This window comes from Kitasatospora sp. NPDC004615, assembly GCF_042873545.1.
Lineage (GTDB): Bacteria > Actinomycetota > Actinomycetes > Streptomycetales > Streptomycetaceae > Kitasatospora.
Genome location: NZ_JBIALQ010000002.1, coordinates 485,818 through 504,956, shown reverse-complemented (window position 1 = coordinate 504,956; position 19,139 = coordinate 485,818). Strand labels below are relative to the sequence as shown.

14 protein-coding genes and 2 pseudogenes are annotated in these 19,139 nt (G+C 67.9%); 9 read left to right on the top strand and 7 right to left on the bottom strand.

Annotated features, from left to right (window positions below; genetic code table 11):
• Window positions 1-296: 296 nt before the first annotated feature.
• Window positions 297-719, bottom strand: a complete 423-nt coding sequence (locus ACFYS8_RS09130) for a DUF4307 domain-containing protein (protein WP_387637918.1) — start codon at window positions 717-719, stop codon at window positions 297-299.
• Between the two features lie 160 nt (window positions 720-879).
• On the opposite strand from ACFYS8_RS09130, the gene mca reads away from it, so the two are divergent.
• Together mca and ACFYS8_RS09120 are read left to right on the top strand one after the other, a co-directional pair.
• On the top strand, window positions 880-1,749 hold the full coding sequence (mca, locus tag ACFYS8_RS09125) for a mycothiol conjugate amidase Mca (RefSeq protein ID WP_387637915.1): 870 nt from the start codon (window positions 880-882) through the stop codon (window positions 1,747-1,749).
• Window positions 1,750-1,807: 58 nt separating this feature from the next.
• Entirely contained in the window at window positions 1,808-1,999 is a 192-nt protein-coding gene (locus tag ACFYS8_RS09120) for a hypothetical protein (RefSeq protein ID WP_387637913.1), read from the top strand.
• 3 nt (window positions 2,000-2,002) lie between these two features.
• Here the strand turns inward: ACFYS8_RS09120 and ACFYS8_RS09115 are convergent, their stop codons facing one another.
• Window positions 2,003-2,566 carry a Uma2 family endonuclease gene (locus tag ACFYS8_RS09115; protein WP_387637911.1) on the bottom strand — a complete coding sequence of 188 codons (564 nt, stop codon included), beginning with the start codon at window positions 2,564-2,566 and terminating at the stop codon, window positions 2,003-2,005.
• Between the two features lie 294 nt (window positions 2,567-2,860).
• Here ACFYS8_RS09115 and ACFYS8_RS09110 point away from each other — a divergent pair, with 294 nt between their 5' ends.
• Window positions 2,861-3,217: a hypothetical protein gene (locus tag ACFYS8_RS09110; RefSeq protein ID WP_387637909.1), complete on the top strand. Its 357-nt coding sequence runs from the start codon at window positions 2,861-2,863 to the stop codon at window positions 3,215-3,217.
• A gap of 40 nt (window positions 3,218-3,257) precedes the next feature.
• Here ACFYS8_RS09110 and ACFYS8_RS09105 read toward each other — a convergent pair whose 3' ends face one another.
• Both ACFYS8_RS09105 and ACFYS8_RS09100 read right to left on the bottom strand, forming a co-directional pair.
• The gene (locus ACFYS8_RS09105) at window positions 3,258-4,211 is read right to left on the bottom strand and encodes a hypothetical protein (RefSeq protein ID WP_387637906.1); all 954 of its coding nucleotides are present in this window, start codon (window positions 4,209-4,211) and stop codon (window positions 3,258-3,260) included.
• The gene (locus tag ACFYS8_RS09100; RefSeq protein ID WP_387637903.1) at window positions 4,208-5,620 is read right to left on the bottom strand and encodes a phenylacetate--CoA ligase family protein; all 1,413 of its coding nucleotides are present in this window, start codon (window positions 5,618-5,620) and stop codon (window positions 4,208-4,210) included. The genes ACFYS8_RS09105 and ACFYS8_RS09100 overlap by 4 nt, the downstream gene beginning before the upstream one ends.
• 398 nt (window positions 5,621-6,018) lie before the next feature.
• On the opposite strand from ACFYS8_RS09100, the gene ACFYS8_RS09095 reads away from it, so the two are divergent.
• Complete coding sequence (locus ACFYS8_RS09095; protein WP_387637900.1) at window positions 6,019-6,876, top strand: helix-turn-helix domain-containing protein; 858 nt, start codon at window positions 6,019-6,021, stop codon at window positions 6,874-6,876.
• 36 nt (window positions 6,877-6,912) lie between these two features.
• Window positions 6,913-7,040, top strand: a pseudogene (locus ACFYS8_RS09090) (DUF255 domain-containing protein); the annotation flags it as partial.
• 51 nt (window positions 7,041-7,091) lie between these two features.
• Here the strand turns inward: ACFYS8_RS09090 and ACFYS8_RS09085 are convergent.
• On the bottom strand, window positions 7,092-8,090 hold the full coding sequence (locus ACFYS8_RS09085) for an ArsR/SmtB family transcription factor (protein ID WP_387637898.1): 999 nt from the start codon (window positions 8,088-8,090) through the stop codon (window positions 7,092-7,094).
• Between the two features lie 68 nt (window positions 8,091-8,158).
• On the opposite strand from ACFYS8_RS09085, the gene ACFYS8_RS09080 reads away from it, so the two are divergent.
• The 4 genes and pseudogenes from ACFYS8_RS09080 (at window position 8,159) to ACFYS8_RS09065 (ending at window position 14,853) form a co-directional block, all read left to right on the top strand.
• On the top strand, window positions 8,159-9,412 hold the full coding sequence (locus ACFYS8_RS09080) for an MFS transporter (protein ID WP_387637895.1): 1,254 nt from the start codon (window positions 8,159-8,161) through the stop codon (window positions 9,410-9,412).
• A gap of 43 nt (window positions 9,413-9,455) precedes the next feature.
• Window positions 9,456-9,614, top strand: a pseudogene (locus ACFYS8_RS09075) (DUF255 domain-containing protein); the annotation flags it as partial.
• A gap of 537 nt (window positions 9,615-10,151) precedes the next feature.
• Window positions 10,152-10,916 (top strand): DUF3800 domain-containing protein, encoded by a 765-nt coding sequence (locus tag ACFYS8_RS09070; RefSeq protein WP_387637893.1) that lies wholly within the window; start codon window positions 10,152-10,154, stop codon window positions 10,914-10,916.
• Window positions 10,917-11,406: 490 nt separating this feature from the next.
• On the top strand, window positions 11,407-14,853 hold the full coding sequence (locus tag ACFYS8_RS09065) for an AAA domain-containing protein (RefSeq protein WP_387637891.1): 3,447 nt from the start codon (window positions 11,407-11,409) through the stop codon (window positions 14,851-14,853).
• Window positions 14,854-14,966: 113 nt separating this feature from the next.
• Here ACFYS8_RS09065 and ACFYS8_RS09060 read toward each other — a convergent pair whose 3' ends face one another.
• Both ACFYS8_RS09060 and ACFYS8_RS09055 read right to left on the bottom strand, forming a co-directional pair.
• Entirely contained in the window at window positions 14,967-16,781 is a 1,815-nt protein-coding gene (locus tag ACFYS8_RS09060; RefSeq protein ID WP_387637889.1) for a UvrD-helicase domain-containing protein, read from the bottom strand.
• The gene (locus ACFYS8_RS09055) at window positions 16,778-18,913 is read right to left on the bottom strand and encodes an ATP-dependent endonuclease (RefSeq protein ID WP_387637887.1); all 2,136 of its coding nucleotides are present in this window, start codon (window positions 18,911-18,913) and stop codon (window positions 16,778-16,780) included. Before ACFYS8_RS09055 ends, ACFYS8_RS09060 begins: the two co-directional genes overlap by 4 nt.
• Window positions 18,914-19,139 lie beyond the last annotated feature (226 nt).

Here is a 19,139-nt window from a genome sequence, read left to right as displayed (position 1 = left end):
CTCCTCGTCGTGCTGGCGCTGCTGCGAGGGTGGTTCGGCAGCAGTGGGCGATTTTCTGGGCAGATGCAAAGCAACGCCCGCTTCCGTGCCATTCGGCAGGGAAGGGGCGAAATCACGAGCCTAACAAGTTCCCCGTACAGGCGGGAAGGGCTGCGGGGGGCGAGGCCGTCCCGCACCTTCGACTATGCGCTCGAAAGGGTGAGCGGAGCAAAGAGTGTTCGCTCACCCTTCCCGGCGGCTCCGGGCGTCTTCCGGCGCCTTCCGGCGCCTTCCAGCGCCTATTCGGGCGCGGGCCGCTACTTGTTGGGCGTGCAGCCGAGCAGCTCTGCGGTGGAGCCCCGGGAGGTGGTCCGCAGCGTCACGACCTTGTCGTAGCTGGTGCCCTCGGCCGGGATCTGGAAGTCCGACTGGCCGACCACCGCGCCGTCCGCGCCCTGCGTGCGGACCGTGCACACGCCGGAGGTGCCCTCGCTCTTGCGCACCGACAGCTGCAACTGGAGCTCGCTGTCGGACACCGGCTGGAAGGTCGGCACCGTACCGTTCAGCTTCGTCTCGCGCAGCAGGTAGGACGTGCCGAGCCAGGCGATCAGGCCCACCAGCAGCACCCCGAACACGACACCGGCGATCCGCAGCCGGCGGTCGGTCGTCCGGTCGTCGGACCGGCTGTAGCGGCCCACCGGGGGCGCGAGGGGCTGCTGGGGCGTAGGGCTCTGGTCCATGGCGCGGCTCGGTCCTTTCGCGGAGGAACGCTCGGCCGTCCGCGGGAATGGACGCGCCCTCCAGTCCGTCACTATAGGAGGGGCACGTCCGCGCCAGAGGCGGCGGGGGAGCCGGCCCGACGAAGCGGACATTTTTTGTTACCTGGAAGGGACCCAGGCGTTGAGCGAGCAGTTGCGGTTGATGGCGGTACACGCGCACCCGGACGACGAGTCCAGCAAGGGCGCCGCCACCATGGCGATGTACGTGGCCCAGGGGGTGGAGGTCCTCGTCGCCACCTGCACCGGGGGCGAGCGGGGGTCGATCCTCAACCCCAAGCTGCAGGGCGACCCGTGGGTCGAGGAGAACATTCACGAAGTGCGCCGCAAGGAGATGGACGCCGCCCGGGAGATCCTCGGCGTCCAGCAGGCCTGGCTCGGCTACGTCGACTCCGGCCTGCCCGAGGGCGACCCGCTGCCCCCGCTGCCCGAGGGCTGCTTCGCCCTCGAGGACGTGGACGTGGCGGCCGGCACCCTGGTCAAGCTGATCCGCGAGTTCCGCCCGCACGTGATCACCACGTACGACGAGAACGGCGGCTACCCGCACCCCGACCACATCATGACCCACAAGATCACCATGGCGGCCTTCGAAGCCGCCGGGGACCCCGAGGCCTACCCCGAGGCCGGCGAGCCCTGGCAGCCCCTCAAGCTCTACTACAACCACGGCTTCCCGATGGGCCGGATCCGCGCCCTGCACGCCTACCTCACCGAGAACGGCCACGACTCGCCCTACGGCGAGTGGATCGAAGGCTGGGAGAAGTCCGGCCGCGCCGAGCGGGAGATCACCACCCGGGTCGACTGCGGAGAGTACTTCGAGATCCGCGACAAGGCCCTGATCGCCCACGCCACTCAGATCGACCCGGACGGCCCCTGGTTCCGCGTCCCGATCGACATCCAGCGCGACGTCTGGCCCACCGAGGACTACGAACTCGCGAAGTCCCTGATCGACACCGACCTCCCCGAGACCGACCTCTTCGCCGGCCTCCGGAAGTAACCCGTACGACCCACCCCCCGGTGACCCGGCCCGCGTAGGGCCGGGTCACCATGGATGAATGAGCACCCCCGTGAACGTCACCCAGCTCGCCGCCGACCTCGCCCTCGACGAAACCAAGGTCACCCCCGGCCTCCTCGGCTTCGTCGTCTTCGCCGTCCTCGGCATCGCCACCTGGTTCCTCCTGAAGTCCATGAACGAGCGCTTCAAGAAGATCGACTTCACCGAGCAGCCCGACCCCAAGGACGAGTGACCCTCACGGGGTGAGATCCACCTCCACGGCGAACGGCGCCGCGACCCGCACCTCCCCGGTGAACACCGGCCCGTCGCGATAGTTGCCGCTCGCCGGGTCGCGCACGTGCGTGTACACCAGCGGCAGCCCCGTCGCGGCCTGCTCGACCCGCCAGTAGAACCCGATCCCGGCCCGCGCGTACTGGTCGACCTTCACCACCCGGTCCGTGGTCTCCGACCCCGGCGACACCACCTCGACCACCAGCAGCACATGCTCCGGCCTGATCGGCACCACATCGATGGCGTCCGCCCGGTACACCACCACGTCCGGGCGCCGGTTGTTCAGCGGCACGTCCTGCAGACGGACGTCGAAGTCCGTGTCCGCGTTCCACTCCGCCCCGCCCGCGGCGTCCAGCGCGTTCGCCAGGACCCGGGCCAGCCGGTTGTGCCGAATCGACGCACTCGGGCTCACGACGACCATCCCGTCCACGATCTCGATTCCGCTGCACTGCTCGGCAGACCAGGACTCGTACTCCGATGCCGTGATCTGACGGTGCATCCAGGCGGGGGTGATCATCTCGGCCGACATGCCGTACCTCCTGAGCCGGGTCGAGCAGCCGTGTGCGCTCAGCGTATCGAGAGGGTCTGACTTCTAATCGGCGGAAGAGCTCTGCTCCGCCCGGGGTTGGTGCCTGGCGCGGACGTGGACGCGTTCTCAAGGAGCCCCCGCATGTCCGCACACGCCCCCCCACCAGGTGGACCCCGTCACCGAACACCCGGTGGAGTGGTGGCCCCGGGGCCGGAGGCCGTTTCCGGAGGCGGAGCGGTGGGGGAGTGCCGGGGCGGTAGCGTGGGGGGGGCGGACCGAGCGTACGGAGGAGAAGTGGCCGCGCCGCCGGAATTTCCCATCGGTGAGTTGATCCCACGTCCGGAGCGGACGGCCGCCGCGCTCAAGGCGGCCCTGGCCGTGGTCGCGCCGGAGCGGCTGCCCGAGATGCTGGCCGAGCAGACGGAAGCGATCACGCCGGCTGTCGAGTCGGACAGCCTCGATCCCCTCCGCGGCTTCCTGCTGCGCTGGGCCGCCGTGGTCGAGATCGAGCGTGACCCGCAGACCGCGTCCAGGCTGCGCCGGGCCGAATACCTGATGCACGCGGCGACGGACCCGGCCGAGTCCCGCGGTCACGCCTTGGCGGTGAGCGAGATCATCCGCGGCGCATACCGGGCATGTTCGAGTACCTGACGGTCGTTCGGCACGAGCAGAGCTACATCGTCCAGGTCACCTATTGCTGAACCGCCCCTCGCGTCCCGTTTCCGGCCGCGGCAGGGGCCGCCAGGTCCGGTGACCTGCGGGCCGGCTGCCGGCCCGGGGTTCCGATTCGGTCGCGGCGGAACGTGAGTTCGGCCATCCGGCGTTCGGGGCCCCGGCGGCGGAGGAGGAGGTGGCCGATGAAGGCTGCCGGGCCGAAGAAGACCTGGGCCGGGATCAGGGCCGCGGGGTGCCCGGTGACGGCGTCGATGAGGTGCAGGGTGGCTACCGGGGCCACGGCGCCGAAGAGCACGACCAGCGTGATTCCGGTGCGCAGGCCCGCCTTGCCGTAGGCCTTGTAGGCGGCGGTGGTGAAGAGGGCGTAGGCCAGCAGGTCGCCCATGCCGAGTACGGAGCCGAGGTTCTCCCCGATTCGGAGCCCGGCCGCGGGGGCGAAGGGGTAGCCCTGGATCGCGTCGGACAGTTCCTCGGTCAGTGGGACGACCCAGGCGAAGAACGCGTCGTAGGCGGCGAGTGCGAGCAGGAACCACGCGACGTTCTTCAGCCGCATCCCGCCCTGGACGTTGATGTTGGTGGCGGAGACGACGACCAGGCCGACGACGCAGCTGTTGGCGATCCAGTACGGCGCGGAGGTGTCGCCGAAGGCGAGGTGGGTGCCGAGCACGGCCGCGATCAGCGTGGCGATCAGCGCCCAGCGCAGCCGTCCGTCACCGATGACGGGCTGGTAGCCGACGGACAGCCCGCCGGCGAAGGCCAGCGCGAGTACCGCCGGCAGGACCGCGCCGGGCAGCGCCAGGTAGAGGTACGGCAGCGCCAGGACGAAGCCCATCATCATGAAGATGTCGGCGCCGTTGAAGACCCCGATCGGCGGCCGGGGGGTGCGGACGGTGCGGAAGTAGCCGACGGCGCCGACGCACACCGCGAGCGCCAGGGTGCAGCTGACCGCGAGCTGGAAGAAGACCGTCATGCGTGGCTCCGGGTGAAGGTGTGCTCCAGCAGGTCGCAGCGGAGCGGGAAGCGCAGTGCCGCTTCCGCGTCGTCCAGCGGCAGGACGGTGACGTCGGCGTCGATGCCCTCGGCCCGCAGTCGCATCGTCACGTCGGCCGCGCCGAGTTCCTTGGAGACGACCTCCACGTGCAGCCGGCCCCGGTCGGTGATCTCGGCCCGGTGGCGCAGCGGCCACGGCAGGCCGGGGGTGCCGTCCAGCGCCTCGACGATGTCGCGCGGGGTGACGATGGTGTCGGCGGTGCGGTAGAGCTGTCCGGCCTTGCCGAGGATGTGGGAGACCGCGGGGACCGAGGCGAGTTCGCAGGTGGGCTCGCCGTCCAGGGTGCGGACCACGTCACCGGTGTTGTACCGCAGGACGGGCATGCATTCCCGGTAGGGGAAGTACGGGGTGACCGTCAGCTCGCCGAGGCGGCCGGGCCCGGCGGGCTCGCCCGTCTCCAGGTCGGGGACCTCCGTGTACCCCATGTTGGGGTCGATGTGCAGGTGATGGTGGGTGCAGGTGCGGCCGCTGACGGGCAGCAGCTCGGTCATGCCGAAGGAGTCGCCGACGGTGCGTGCGCCGAAGGTCTCGCGGAAGGCGGCCGCCAGGTTGCGCGACAGCATCTCCCCTCCCGCGTAGACCGCGCGCAGCCCGAAGTCCTGCGGCCCGTATCCGCGTTCGCGGGCGACGCTCACCATGCGGGCGAGGTAGCTGGGGTTCCCGGTGAGCACCGTCGGCCGGGGGCCGGAGCGCCCGAGCAGGTGCTCGACGGACTCCTCGGGCGGGATCTGTCCGACGACGTGACAGGCGGCGTTGGCGAGGCGGCACACCTCGACGTCCTCCTGTACGGCGGCGGTCGCCCGCGAGCTGAGGTTGATCTGCATCCGGTCGCCGGGGCCGAGGTCGCCGCGGAGCACCAGGGACAGCGCGATCAGGGCGGGCCACAGCTCCATCTCGTAGCGGGAGAGCCAGATCTGGACCGGCGCGCCGGTGGTGCCGGTGGTCTGCGTCACCAGGTACGGGTCGCTGCACAGGAAGTCGGCGGGGCGGGCGAGCAGGTCGGCCTTGCGGGTCACCGGGATGCGGGTGAGCGTCTCGGTGGTGATCCCGTCCGGGTCCACGCCGGTGAGCCGTTCCCGGTAGAAGGGCGAGCGTTTGGCGAGCCTGCGCACGGTGCGCTGGAGCGCCCGGTTCTGCAGGTCGCGGCGCTCGGCCGGATCGGTGAACGGTCCGTCGGCCAGTTCGTCGACGTCGTCGCCGAGCGAGCCGAACTCCTCCAGCGTGACGAGCGCGTCGGCGACCAGCCGTTCCACGGCCCGTACGTTCAGCCGCCGGCCGAACACCATGGCCGTGGCCACCTGCACCTGCCGGACAGCGGTCTCCAGCACTGATGCCTCCCTCGTACCTCGAACAGGACGAAGGGGTGGGGGCGGCTCGCCGCCCCCACCCCCGGGGTTCTACGTCAGCTGGCCGAGCAGGCGCCGAAGAAGACGGCGGTCAGCGCGCCCATGACGTACTTGAACTGCTTGGCGCTCGTCTTGATGGAGCTCATAGCTGCCTCCTTGTGTGGTGCGAGTGGACGGCCCGCCAGAGCTCCGCAGGAGCTCCGGCGTTCCGTTCCCGGATGAAAAACACAGTGGCGCGATCATCGCGAGCGGGCAATGATCGGGTCCGTTCAACGGACCGGCGACTGAAGGGAACCCATACCGAAACCCCAACTGACCTGGTCCGAACGGGGAGTTGTGGGGCCGTCCGATCGGCGGCCCGGCATGAGAGGGGGGCCCTCATGGCGAGATCCGGCGCCGAGGGGCGCGGCGTGCTGGACGGCGCGTTCGCACTCATGGAAGTACTCGCGCACACCGACGAGGTGGGGCTGACCCGGCTGGCGAGCGACGCCGCGCTGCCGAAGGCCACCGCCCACCGGCTGCTCGGGCAGCTGGTCGCACTGGGCGCGGTGCAGAGTCACGAAGGCCGCTACCGGCTGGGCCCGCGAACGTTCCGGCTCGGGCAGGCCTGGCATCCGGCGCGCGCGCTGCGCGCCGCAGCGGCCCAGCCGCTACGGGAACTCGCGGCGGTCAGCGGCGGGGTGAGCCTGAGCCTGTCGGTGCCCGAAGCGGGACAGATCATCGTCGTCGGGGGCATGCGGGGCGAGGTGGACGAGGTCTTCCCGCTGTACTCCGGAGTCGTCCTGCCGCCCGGCAGCGCGGCCGAACTGGTCCTGGCGGCGGCCGCCCCGGTGCCGAAGCGGCCCGCGGGGTGGACGGAGGCCGCCTGGGCGCGCGAGGTCGCCGGGGTCCGGGAGCGGGGGCTCGCGTTCGACTACGAGCAGTGCGTGGATTCGCTGTCGTGCGTGGCGGCTCCGGTGCACTCGGCGTCCGGCCAGGTGGTGGCCGCCGTCGCGGTGACCGCCCTGGACGCGAAGCTGATCCCCCCGCTGGCCGACGCCGTGAGCCGCGCGGCGTCGATGATCAGCGGGAGGCTGGCCCGCCGGCCGGAGCCCGCGCCCAAGCCCCGCAGGGCCGCGCCGGCCCCGAACCGGGCCGTCAAGGGCTTCGCGGCCCCGGCCGACCCCGCCGCCGAGCCGGCGGGTGCTGCCGGGATCCTCCTGCCCCGGCCGCGCGCCCCGCACCGCCGGAGCCGCTGACCTGTCGCCGAGCCCCCAGGACCCACCCGAAAGCCGTTGCCGTGTCTGCTGCGGCATGCCGACAATCCGGCGGAGTGGTGGCCCTGGGGGCCGGAGGCTTTCGAGGACGGCGGAGCGGCGTGCCCGTTCTGCTGTCGGTCGGGTATGCGGTTTGTCACTGGTGCCAATGACTTGACGCAACCAGGTGGTCCTGACCTGGAGCGTTGCCAGACGACTCACGGGCCCGCCGCGCCGCCGACCAGCGCGTCCCCGAGCGCCGTACGCCGGTAGAGCACCGAGCGGCCGGACCGGGTGCGCGCCAGCAGCCCGCTCGCGAGGAGCACGGCCAGGTGGTCGCCGACCGCGCCGGGGGCCATCACGAGGCTGCGGGCCAGCTGACTGGTGCTGGCCGGTGCGCCCAGCTCCACCAGCAGCCGCGCCCGGGAGCGCCCGAGCAGCGCCGCCAGCGCCGCCGGATCGGGCGCCGCCCGCTCCCACAGGGAGGCGGTGCCGCGCGCCCGGTAGATCAGGGCCCTCGGCCACGGCTCCTCGTGGAAGGCCGCGACACCGGGCCACACCATCACCGAGGGCACCAGCAGCAGCCCCTGCCCGGCGAGGCTCACGTCCTCGTACACGCGGCGCAGCGGCACCGCAAGGTGCTGTCCCTGCCAGGCCAGCCCGTTCTGCAGGCCCTCGACCGCCTCCTTCCAGCCGCGCTCGCCGATCACCCCGACCCGGTGCACGACATCGCGTTCGCAGACCGCCCGCAGCTGCGGCCAGTCCGGGGCGAGCAGTTCGTGCCAGGCGCGGTCCAGCGCGTCGGCGACCGTCTCCACCACGCCGTCGGACTCCAGCAGTTCGCGCACCCGCGGATCACGGACACCCAGGTCACCGCCCGCCCGCCCGCGCAGCACGGCGTCGATCTCGGCGCGGGCCACCGCGACCGGCGTGGACCGGATCGCCGCGAGATCGTCGGCCCAGCTCTGGGCGAGCCCACGCGGCGGCGGGGCGACGAAGTTGGCGCCCGCCCTGCTGACCTGAAGCGCCAGCACGGCGTCCAGATGCGTCTCGCCGCGCAGCCGCGCGAAGCCCGGGGCGAGGCGCGCCGCCCAGTCGGCCGGCAGCGCCGCGTCCCGGCCGCTCAACCGGCGCAGCAGTCCGCAGAGCTCGAAGGCCGGGGAGAGCGCGAACCGGCTGTGCAGCAGGTCCTCGGTGGTGGCGGTGAAGCGGAGCACGCCGCCAGACCTTACGTCCCCGGGCGAATCTCTCGCACGCCCGCACGGCCCGCACCAGGCTGCCGGGCATGACCACCACATCCCCGCCGCTGCCGGCCCCGGCGCCGCGAACCACCTACGGCCAGGTGCTCGCCGAGCCCCGATTCCGGCTGCTCTTTCTGACCCGCACCATCGGCATCACCGCCGACTCGCTGCGCATCACCACCTTCTCGGCACTGGTCTACTCCGGCACCGGCTCCGCGCTGCTCAGCGCGCTGGCCTTCGGCGCGGGCTTCCTGCCGCAACTCCTCGGCTCGCTGCTGTTCGGCTCCCTCGCCGACCGGTTCCCGCCCCGGGCACTGATCGCCGGCGGCTACCTGCTGGAGGGCACGGCGGCGGCCCTGCTCGCCCTGGTGCGGATGCCCGTCGCGGCGGGCCTCGCCGTCGTCGCGGTGCTCGCCCTCGCGACCCCGGCGTTCGGCGGCGCCTCCGCACGGCTCGTCGCCCGCTGGCTGAGCGGCGACGCGTACGTGCTGGGCCGCTCGCTCAACAGCATGGCCTCCAGCGGCGCCCAGCTCTTCGGGCTGACCCTCGGCGGCGCCGCCGTCGCGGCCGTCGGCCCGCGCGCGGCACTCGCGGTCGGGGCCGTCATGCACCTGCTCTGCGCGGCCGCCGTCCGGCTGCGGCTGCCACGGCTCGCGGCGGAACCCGAAGCGGGCGGCGGCGGCGCCATGCGCACGAGCCTGCGCGGCACCGGCGCGCTGCTGCGCCACCGCCCGGTCCGGCGGCTGCTGTTCGCCCAGTGGCTCCCGACCGCGTTCGTCACCGGAGCGGAGGGCCTGATCATCGCCTACGCGGGCAGCCACGGCTTCCCGTCCGGCTCCTACGCGGTCCTGATGGCCGCCCTGCCGGTCGGCATGCTGCTGGGTGACCTCCTCGTCGGACGCCGGCTGCGGCCCGCCACCCGCGAACGCATGGTGGTGCCCCTCATCGCCCTCATGGGCCTGCCCCTGGCCGGCTTCGCCGCCGACCCGGGCCGCCCGCTCTCCGCCGCCCTGCTCCTGCTCTCGGGCAGCGGCTTCGCCTACGGCCTCGGCCTGCAACGCGAGTTCCTCGCCGCCCTCCCCGAACAGGGCCAAGGCCAGGCCTTCGGCCTGCTGGGCTCCGGCAACATGACCCTCCAAGGACTGGGCCCCGCCTTCTTCGGCACCATCGGCGCCTTCACCGGCACCGGCTGGGCCATGGCCCTGGCCGGCCTCGGCGCACTCCTCACCGCCACCTGGATCCTCACCTGGCGCCGCACCAACCCCGGCGAGCCGACCCACCCCACCCCCGAGCCGTGAGTCACGGCCCCCGGCACCACTCCCGATGCGTCAGGATGGGCACATGCCGAACCGTCTCGCGGGCGCGACCTCGCCGTATCTGCTGCAGCACGCCGACAACCCTGTCGACTGGTGGCCCTGGGGGCCGGAGGCGTTCGAGGAGGCGGAGCGGCGGGGTGTGCCCGTTCTGCTGTCTGTCGGGTATGCGGCTTGTCGTTGGTGCCAGTGACTTCGTACAACCAGGTAGTCCTGACCTGGTTTCCGGAGAGTGTCGGCACGGATGCGCATGATGAGTGACTTGGGCAGGACGTGGACGCCTGGGTCGGAGACCAATTGACTGCCTCACCTGAGGGGACGCCCGAGCAGTGCACCGGCGTCTGTCAGCACTTGGAGGGTGACACCTCCACTGCCGTTGGTGTCGAGGAGGGGCGCGAGATTGCGGTGCGCACCACACTGGCCGGTCGGGAGATCGGCAGGGCTCGGGGCAGAATCGGAGTCCACCGACCTGGTTGGATGGTGATCGGCTCGGCGTGTCTTCCTCTTCGGTATCAGCTGGAAGATGTAGGCGTCTGACCTGCACCGATCTTTCGCACCTGCTTCGGCCGGTCTTGGCAGGTGACAGCTGTCGGGTTCCGAGCTCAGGCCGGTGGCGCGGGCGTCATCGAAGTTGGTGATTGCCTGTTGTCACAGGGCCTGTGGCCGAGCAGGTGGAGCGTTGGGCGGCGGGTCGAGCAGAAGCAGGCGCGTACTATTCCATCCCGTGTATCTCTGCTACGTCGATGACTCGGGGACCGGCGATGTTCGGACCATGACGGGTCTGCTGATTCCCGCCACTGGCTGGAACGATCTTCTTCACTGCTGGCTGGAGGGCCGCCGTGAGGTCGAGAGGACCTGGGGGGTGCCGAAGAATGCAGAGCTTCATGCGGTCAAGCTGGTCAAAGGCCGGGGCACCTTCTGCAGCACAGCCGAACAGGAGAAGCAGTTCGGCAAACCTGCCCGGATCAGGGCACACGAGATGATGCTTCAGCGCCTGGCGCGGTGCGAGCAGTTGGTTGTGACCACGGTTGCATGCCGTACGAAGGTCCACACAGCTGTCTATCGATGCTTCGTCGAACACATAGAACGGTGGGCGGCCGAGCGCGACACCCACGTGTTGATCGTCCTTGACGGAAACCCAGGCCCGGAAGACAGCGACAGGCTTTCTGGTGAGGCTGCGGCCGAGGCATGGAGGCAGGCCGTACGCAGTGCAGCGCCGTACCGGGACACCCACCGCGGGCTTCCCCTAGCGTCGCGGCGGGTGCTGGAAGACCCGGTTATGCAGGACAGCGCCTACAGCCAGCTCATACAGGCTGCTGACATGGTGGCCTATGCGGCGTTTCACCATCTCGCCCTGGCTGATGCGACACTGTGGCCGAAGCTCAGTCCCGTTGGCCCCATGTCGCGCTCCTACAAGCGCCTCAGCACGCGATGGATGGGGGATCCCGAGCTGGAAGGGTTTGTGTGGGGAGATGTAGAGGCCCGTTGAGGGCCTGACTCTCAGGCTGCCAGGCCCGGGAACGCAGAAACCCCCGGGAGAACCGGGGGCCTACGAGGGCAAGATCCCCTGGGCACTCTCAATCGAATGCATGGGACCTTGCATCAATGATTATTGCTTGAGGTCGCTACTCAGGCAAGCGGGCACGAGCATCGGTTCTGCAGCTACCCGACCAGGTAGGCCGTGTGAGGTGCCCTGCGCCTAGCCACTGACCTGCCCTGATGGGTCTCGGGAGGTGCCTAACTCTCGCTGATTTCAATCAGCCGCTACTGAAGAGCTGACCGCACCAGACAGCCACGGTTCCCAGGGCTGGGAGCCGCAAGGTCTTGATGCGAGGTCTCCCAGAGGCCCGCCGGTCGGCGTGCTGGCGCGTGGCGAGTTGTATAACAACTGCATACAGGGAGTGATCGACATGGGATAGTTGTCGGACATGGTGTTGTTGTATCCAGGTGGGCCAGGTGGGGGAACGTTGGCGCAGTGGATGGAGCAGCTGGTCCAGGCAGTGGACGAGGTGCTGGCCGGTGAGAGCCGCAAGGGCGGTCGTGCGGAGTCTCCCAGGCACACGCGGGTCGGAGACGTGCACTACCTGGAGGACGGCTGGTATGGGTTGCCCACTTATGCGAGCCGGATCGACCCTGATGATCTTCAGGACATGCGGTTGGCGACGGGGGCCGGCCCCGATGATCGGCAAGGTCGGTCGTTCACCGTCCTCGGCTGGCGGGTCGAGTCGGAGCGGGTGCGACTCCAGGTGGCGACCCATGCACCCCGGAGCGGAATGTCGCTGTGGGCGGTGCGACGACCGCCCGACTTCCTGATTCGCTCGCTGCGCGAGGCATTGGCGACCCTGCCGGTCAACGGACTCACGGAGCGACTGGTCGGCGGCCGGATCGACGCGGTCGCACCATCGGATGCCTCGGCCTGCGGTGGTGTTCTGAAGGGCGGCCAGGCGCAGGCGTATCTTGCCTGTACCTCGCCGGGCCTGCGGTTGGTCTGGGGGCCGCCCGGTACCGGGAAGACGACCGTGCTGACCAGGGCGCTGAGTGACCTGGCCTTGCGGGGCAAGCGGGTCCTGCTGGTCTCCGGCACCAATGTGGCGGTGGACAACGCACTGGAGGGGGTACTCAAGGAGCGCTCTTCGCTGCAACCCGGTCTGATGGTTCGGGTCGGCTCTCCCGCGCTCCGCCACGTGGCTGAGGACTCGAGGGTATCGCTGCCCCTGCTGGTACGGGCGAAGGTAGCGGAGGCCGAGCAGGCGGTGGAAGGCGTCGCCGAGCAACTCACCGCCCTAATGAGCGAACCGACACTGACCGAACTGCGCGAGACGGAGGCCCGACTCGCCGGATTCGATCCCGGCACGTACGAGCAAGCCAAGGAGCGCCTTGCCCACGGCCGCCTGGTGGAGCGCCTCGCGACCGAACTGGAAGCGGGCGAAGCGGGCGAGGACGACGCCAGGGCCCGGAGCGAGCAGGCTGCCATCGAGCACCGGGAGGCGCGGGGGCGCTGGGAAAGTTGGGCACCTCAGCGGTCCCTGCTGGAGCAGGTGGCGCAGTGGCGGGCCGAGATCGGGAAGGGCGAGCAGAGTCAGCAGCAGTTGAGGGCAGCCCTGCTCGACGCCGAGGCCGCTCTGGCCGCTCTGGACACGGAGGAACGCGAACTCGACGGGCGGAGCCGTCTGTGGACCAGGCGGCGGCGTGGCGAGATCCAGCGCGAACGAGCTGAGCAGACCGGGCGCCGGGTTGCCCTCCAACAGCAAGTTGCCCAGGCCGCCGAGACCTACTCCGCCCACCATGACGTGCTGCGTCGGTACATCGCTCAGGCACGGGCGGCGGCCCATCCCGTCGATGACACCGCGCTGCGCCTACAACTGGCGCTGATCGATTCGACCGCTGCCGACCAGGCCAAGGTGGACCAGGACCTCGCCCTCGCCCAGCAGACGGCGCAGACCGCCGGACACCGGCTGCGTGCGGCCCAGCAGGACTACCATCCTCAGCCTGGGGACGTCGATCTGGTGGCCACCTCTGACAACGCCGGCCTTCCTCAGTTGGCTGTCCGGCTTCGGGGACTGCGGGCTTCTTGCGCTGGACTGCTGGCCAGGCAAGGTGAGTTGGAGCGCGAACACGAGCGGCTCGTACGCGAGCTGGCACGCCGACGCTCCCAAGCCGAGCCCGAGCTGATCCGCGGGGCGAGTGTGGTGGCCACCACACTCGCCCGGCTGCGGCTCAACCGGACCGTGGCTGAAGGGCCTTATGACGTCGTCCTGGTCGACGAGGCCGGGGCCGCGCTGCTGCCCGAACTGATCGTCGCGGTTGCCAAGGCCCAGGAGACCGTCGTCCTGTTCGGTGATTTCTGCCAGCTCGGCCCGGTCATGCCCAAGCGAGTGCCGAAGCGGCCGGACCTGGAGCGGTGGATTCGTACGGACTGTTTCGAGCTGGTGGGCATCCGCACACCCGCCGACGCGCTGGCGCACCCCGGCTGCGCGGCGCTGCTCACCACGCACCGGTTCGGACCCGACACCACCGACCTGGTCAACCGGATTGTCTACGGCGGCATGCTCAAGTCGGCCCGCCCGGTGCGGGACCGGGCCCTCGACCCGGAGATTGTCCTGGTCACGACCGACGGGCTCGGCGAGGAAGACGACGGAATCGCTTCCGCAAGGCGGGTACCGGGCGAGAAGGGCCGCTGGTGGGTGGCTGGCAGCCTGCTGGCCACCGCGCTGGCCGAGCGTCACCACGACGAGGGCGAGAGCGTCGGCATCGTCACGCCATACAAACTGCAGGCCCAGGTGACGCACGACTGGCTCCACGACCAGGGCCACCTCTTCCGAACCCCCGAGGTGGAGGTGGGCACCGCGCACCGGTTTCAGGGCCGGGAGTTCGACGTGGTCATCCTGGATCTGGTGGAGGACGGTGTGCTTGCGGGATGGGCTGCTGTCGGCGATTTCAAGGACCTGCGGTCGTACCCCAGGGACGGGGCCAGGCTCTTCAACGTGGGTGCGACGCGCGCCCGCCAGCGTGTCTATGTACTCGCGGCCTGGGACGCGGTCGCCAGAGCGGCGAACGGGACGGTCCTGGCCCAGTTGCGGGACATGGCGAGAGCGGAGCCCGAGGCACTGGTGCGCGGAGTCCGTTCCGATCATCTCCTCGGCCTGCCAACTGCTGATTCGCCGGGGCTGAACCCGTTGCAGCAGGAGATCTGGCGGGCCTTCGAAGGCCACGTCCGGTACACCGCCATCCATGACGAGGACACCTACTACCCCGACGCCCTCGATGCCATCGACCGGGCCCGCCACAGCATCTGGCTCTGGTCCCCCTGGTACACCAAGCGCATGTGGGAGGTGCTCCCGCGCCTTCACGACGCGCGCCGCCGCGGTGTGCGGATCCACCTCTTCGTCACCAACGAGAGCGACAGCCTGCTGCAAGGCCAGCTGGCGAAACCGGATACTGCGGCCGACGCTGCCCGCCGACTGCCGGAACTCAAGGCGGTGGCCGACACGGTGGTGGAGATCAAGGACATGCATCAGAAGATCCTGGTGATCGACGAGCAGCTATGCTTCCTCGGCAGCCTCAACACCTTGTCCCACGCGCCCGGCGGGCAAGGCCGGCGCGAGATCATGGTCCCGTTTCGGGGACTCCGCTTCGCCCGCCACATCCTCGACCACGAGAATGCTGAGCTCTTGCTCCACCCGCCCGCCTGCCCCGACCACGGAGACCAGGCTGAGCTGCGCAAGTACACGATTCCGTCCAAGCAGCGCCCCGCAAGGGCCCCGCACACGACCAACCACCCGGCCCAGCGCTACTTTGTCTGGGCCTGTCCCGCACGCATTGCGGTCGCCAAACCCGACGGCACCACCGGCACGGTCGGTTGCGACAGACGGAAGGCTCTGCGCGCGGAGGAGAGCGGGTACCTGGGAAAGCAGCCATCACTGTAGGCGTCAAGCTCGTGCTCGCCCTCCGGGCGGGCTCGGTTCCCGGAGACGCAGTCCGGGGCTGTGGTTCCCGTCACCTGTTGGCCGGCGGCATTCCCGCTTCGGGAAGAAGGCTTTCATCGGGCGGGGCCTGGACTGGCATCGCCCGGACGGCAGATCCTAGGAGTGCCGTCAGGGGAGTAGTCGACCGCAACGATGTTGAGTGGACCGACCCATTCCTCCATGATCTTCAGAGCTTCCTCGGGGAGCTCAGTGGTGAAGAGCAGGGCGAGGTTCTCTTGAGCGCGCGAGCATGCGACGTAGAAGAGGTTTCGCGACCGCTCGAACCTCTTGCGATCCTCATCGTCGAGCAAGTGACGGCGAGAGAAGTCAGCCAGCATCTTCGGGAAGTTGTACAGGGACCAGCCGCCGAACACAGCCAGTACGGATGGGTATTCCGCGCCCTTGACACCATGCTGAGTGGAGAATGGTGTCTTTTCTTCCACGTACTCGCGGAGAGCTATTATCTGGCGATAATGGACTTCTCGGAGATTTCCGTACTCGACGATCTGCCGCGGCTCTGATAGTACCTGTCCGGGCTCCAGAACGCTCAGCGCTTCCGCCAACTTCCGCTGACGGTCGTGAACGGCCCGAGGAGGGGAGAAGTAGCTCTGCTGCAGCACGATGTCCAGGACATCTCCGACCGTGCCGCTGTTGCGGGCCTCGTCGAGTCGATGGAAAAGATCTGCCCAGCCGGTTTTGTCGCCGCGGTGTTTCATGCGAGGGCGAGAGCGCTTCAGAGTGTCGAACATCAGGCCGTACCGCTTATTGCGAAAGTACTCGCAGGCTGGCTCCAGAGCCTCCAGCAGGAACGCTACGACCTCGTCCTGTTTGCGGACGTAGTCGTCATTGTACCGGAAAACTTCATTTATTTTGCCGAATCCTAGCTCGCCAGCGATCGATGAATGGGTGAGCATGAGAGTCTTAAGTGGTTCATCTCGGGGGATCGGATTTCGCAGCCGGGCGTCCTCTGTGACGAGGCGAAGAGTTTCCTTCAGGGTTATGTCGGGGATCTGTCCCTTCTTCGAACGTGACTCCCTGGGGCCGGCCCAGGAATTCGTGTGATAGACCACGACAGAGCCGGTCTTGCGAGCAGGTACCGGAGCTTGGGGAAGCTCAGGCCGCATGTGGTTAAGCAGACTCACGACGGCCGGGCTGGAGCGCCAGTTCGCTCGTTTGTCGATCGCGGTCACTGGAAGGTGGTCTATCGTTCCGCAGGTTCGATCGTAGATCTGCTGCCAGTGGTCCCCGAAGAATCCGTATGTTGACCCGGTGGACTGTGGCGCGGTATTGCCGATCATGGCTTCTGCCAAGCCGGCGGGAGTGTCCTGATATTCGTCGATGAAGATGATGGGAAACCTATCGGCGACAAGCGACCGGAATTTCTTCCGCTCGAAGAGCCTGATGGCGAGCGCCGGGACATCGTCGTGATGGAGTCGGACAACGCCGTCCCTGATACGGCGAAAGCCCAGATCATAGCTGACCGAGAAGTCATCTATGGGGCCTTCTTCGGCCAGCAGGCGACCCCAACTGGGAAGCGTGCTGACCTCTTGTGCGAGTGTTTTTTGAAAACCGGAAATAATTTCCCACAGAAAACCGTGGATCGTCCCAGCGAAGACATGGGGACTGGCGTCGGTGCGGCTTATGATCTCATCGCGGGCGACGTTGGTATAGGTGACGCATGCTACCTGTTGGTCATCTCGCGGCAAGTATTCCGAACGGTTTTCCAGAATGTGCCGAAGCGTGTCGATGAGCGAGTGGGTCTTGCCTGCACCGGCGCCAGCCTCCAATTTGAAGTTGCGGCGACTTCCCAGGGAAGCGAGGATCTCCCGCAGCGCATTCTGGCTTTCTTGGTCCGCAGTGGTATCGCCTTGGAAGGTTGAGGTCTTCATCTAACTGCCACCTGGCTTTCTGGCGGTGTTTCACTGTGTTCGGCGTTGGGCTCCGGCATGTTCGTCTTGGCTGGCGTAGGTGTCTGGCGAAGCAGCCATTCGAGACCGCGCCTGATGTAGAGCGGGGTATTCCAATTCTCCTCCATGACAGCAAAGCGGAGGGCGAAGTTGCTTTTCTTCTGCCCCTTCGCCAAGTCTCTGGCCTGCTGCTCCTGCTCCGCGATGCTCTTGGTTGCGAAACCTTCCAGGTTGAAGATTTCAGGGTTGGCCAGGATGAACGCATCCTCGAATGTTCGCCCGCATGCGTCGCCGGGAATTTCCGACACCTGGTAGGCGAGCCCGCGCCTCTCGATCACGGGCATCTCTTCAGCGGCGAACTTTTCCAGTTCGGTGAGGGTGATTTCCTCGTTGTTGAACCACTTTTTGATCCCCTCGTTCGAGGTTGTGGTTCCCTCGGTCACGCAGCAGCTTTTGAGCTTTTTGGAGGAGTCGGGCTTCACCGCGTCGAGGTCGGTGATGACGAGCGTCGGAAGTCCCAAGAAGTCCAGGAACGGGTAGAAGAGGTGGGCGTAAGCGCCGCCGACCTCCATGACGGTGACGTACTGGCTCGCCAGGCTCCCTCCCCCTTCCCCGCCGGCCTGGTCGAGCTTCGCGATTGCGGCGGGAATGAAGAGGCGTTCGCTCGTTCCCTCGATCAGGATGGCCTTGTCGGCGAAGAAGAGGTCGGCCCTCGTCAAGGTCAGGTACTTGTGCAGGAACTCCTTGCTCACTCCCGGGGCATCGGCAAGGTTCAGAACCTGTGAGCTCGTGGCGCCATCCGGCTCGCTGTGCTCATCCAGTCGGAAGTATCGAACCGCGGAAAACCCTACCCTGTTGGCGATATGAGCGGAGTGAGTAGTTACGAGGAATTGCGCGTTCCAGGAATTCGGCTTCTGGTCCGTGGCGGGGAAGTTCTTCTTGAAGACCCCGAGCTGGTGAATGAAGATCTCCTGCATCTGGGGGTGCAGGTGGGCTTCGGGTTCCTCAATGAAGATCAAGTGAATGCAGGACTGGTTGCGTTGGGCTGCGTAATCCCGATAGTAGCTGAACAGCGTGAGCAGGATGAGGAGGAGATTTCGAGACCCCAGGCCACTGTACGACTCGGGTAGTTCGATTCCGGCTGATCCGGGGTACCTGATGCTCGTGAAGTTCGCTAGAAGGCGTTTCGTATCGAGAGTGGTCCGTGTGGAGAAGTTTCGGTTCCCCAGGCCGGGATATCCGAAGTCGGAGACGGTGGGCGCCACCTTGTCGTACATGTCCTGGATTTTTCCGTCCAGGTTAGAAAAGATCTCCCCCAAGGCGGCTTCCGCTTCATCAGCGAAGTCCCTGAGGGGAGAGTTATCGTCTGCCTTCGATGCGCCAATGAAAAGCGATTCGAAGACCTTTCCGATTGGCTCCTTGGGTCGCTCCGTTTCGTCGTCGAGGCCGCGTTGCGCCTTGACGAAATCGACCTTGATTGCTTTGGCAACCTCGCTCATCGAAACGTGGCGGAAGTTTGTTGGATCGGCTGGGTCCACGGCCATGGCGGACCGCTCGAAGAGGTGAGGGATTCGAGGCCCTATCAGGGAGAGGAAGAATGAATCGCCCCAACCCTCCGCCAAGTCGTCCGGTCCGTCACGGAAGAACTCTTTCATTGCACCGGGCTTCAGCGCGTAGCGAACAGTCACAACCACTTCGGTGCAGTCCGGGTCGAGGTCGACGATGAGCGAGCCGAGAGAGCCGTACTCGGTGGTCTCCTTGTCGTAGCTGATGAAGACGGTCAGCGAGATCTCCGGTAGCAGCTTCCGCGCCGCTTCCTCGTCTCCAGTGGTGAACGTCTTGTATGCCTGGGAGAACTCCGAGTAGGCCTCTGTGGAGAAGTCCTCAACACGGAGTCTGATGTCGCCGGGGCGGAGGAACCTGCTCAGAACCTCCGCCAGTGACGTCTTGCCGGTGTTGTTACGGCCTACACAGACCGTGACGTCCTGGTCGAAGACGATGCTGACGTCCCGCAGAAGACGGAAGTTCTTGACGTCAACCCTCGTGGCCCTGGGTGGGCGTACCTCCGGCACCGTCTGTGGTTGTTCGGATGACTCTGGCTGACTTGCGCTCACGATCGCTCCTGTCAGGGCGCGCACTTGGCTCAGAACAGTAGCCTCGCAGCGGTCGGCCGTCTGACTGTTCGGACGGTTGCTCACTCTTGGTCGACTGGGAGGGGATCGTGATCGCCGGTATTGGGGAACTGGCCGGTTGAGGCAGGTGCCTGTTTGACTCGGGGCCACGCTTTGGCGGGAGAGGACTAATTGACGCGCGGAGACCGGAGCCGTTGCGAGGCGTCGA

Coding starts and splice junctions, on each gene's coding strand:
- ACFYS8_RS09130 (WP_387637918.1), bottom strand. CDS start 719: ATGGACCAGAGCCCTACGCCCCAGCAGCCCCTCGCGCCCCCGGTGGGC.
- ACFYS8_RS09120 (WP_387637913.1), top strand. CDS start 1,808: ATGAGCACCCCCGTGAACGTCACCCAGCTCGCCGCCGACCTCGCCCTC.
- ACFYS8_RS09115 (WP_387637911.1), bottom strand. CDS start 2,566: ATGTCGGCCGAGATGATCACCCCCGCCTGGATGCACCGTCAGATCACG.
- ACFYS8_RS09105 (WP_387637906.1), bottom strand. CDS start 4,211: ATGACGGTCTTCTTCCAGCTCGCGGTCAGCTGCACCCTGGCGCTCGCG.
- ACFYS8_RS09095 (WP_387637900.1), top strand. CDS start 6,019: ATGGCGAGATCCGGCGCCGAGGGGCGCGGCGTGCTGGACGGCGCGTTC.
- ACFYS8_RS09080 (WP_387637895.1), top strand. CDS start 8,159: ATGACCACCACATCCCCGCCGCTGCCGGCCCCGGCGCCGCGAACCACC.
- ACFYS8_RS09065 (WP_387637891.1), top strand. CDS start 11,407: ATGGAGCAGCTGGTCCAGGCAGTGGACGAGGTGCTGGCCGGTGAGAGC.
- ACFYS8_RS09060 (WP_387637889.1), bottom strand. CDS start 16,781: ATGAAGACCTCAACCTTCCAAGGCGATACCACTGCGGACCAAGAAAGC.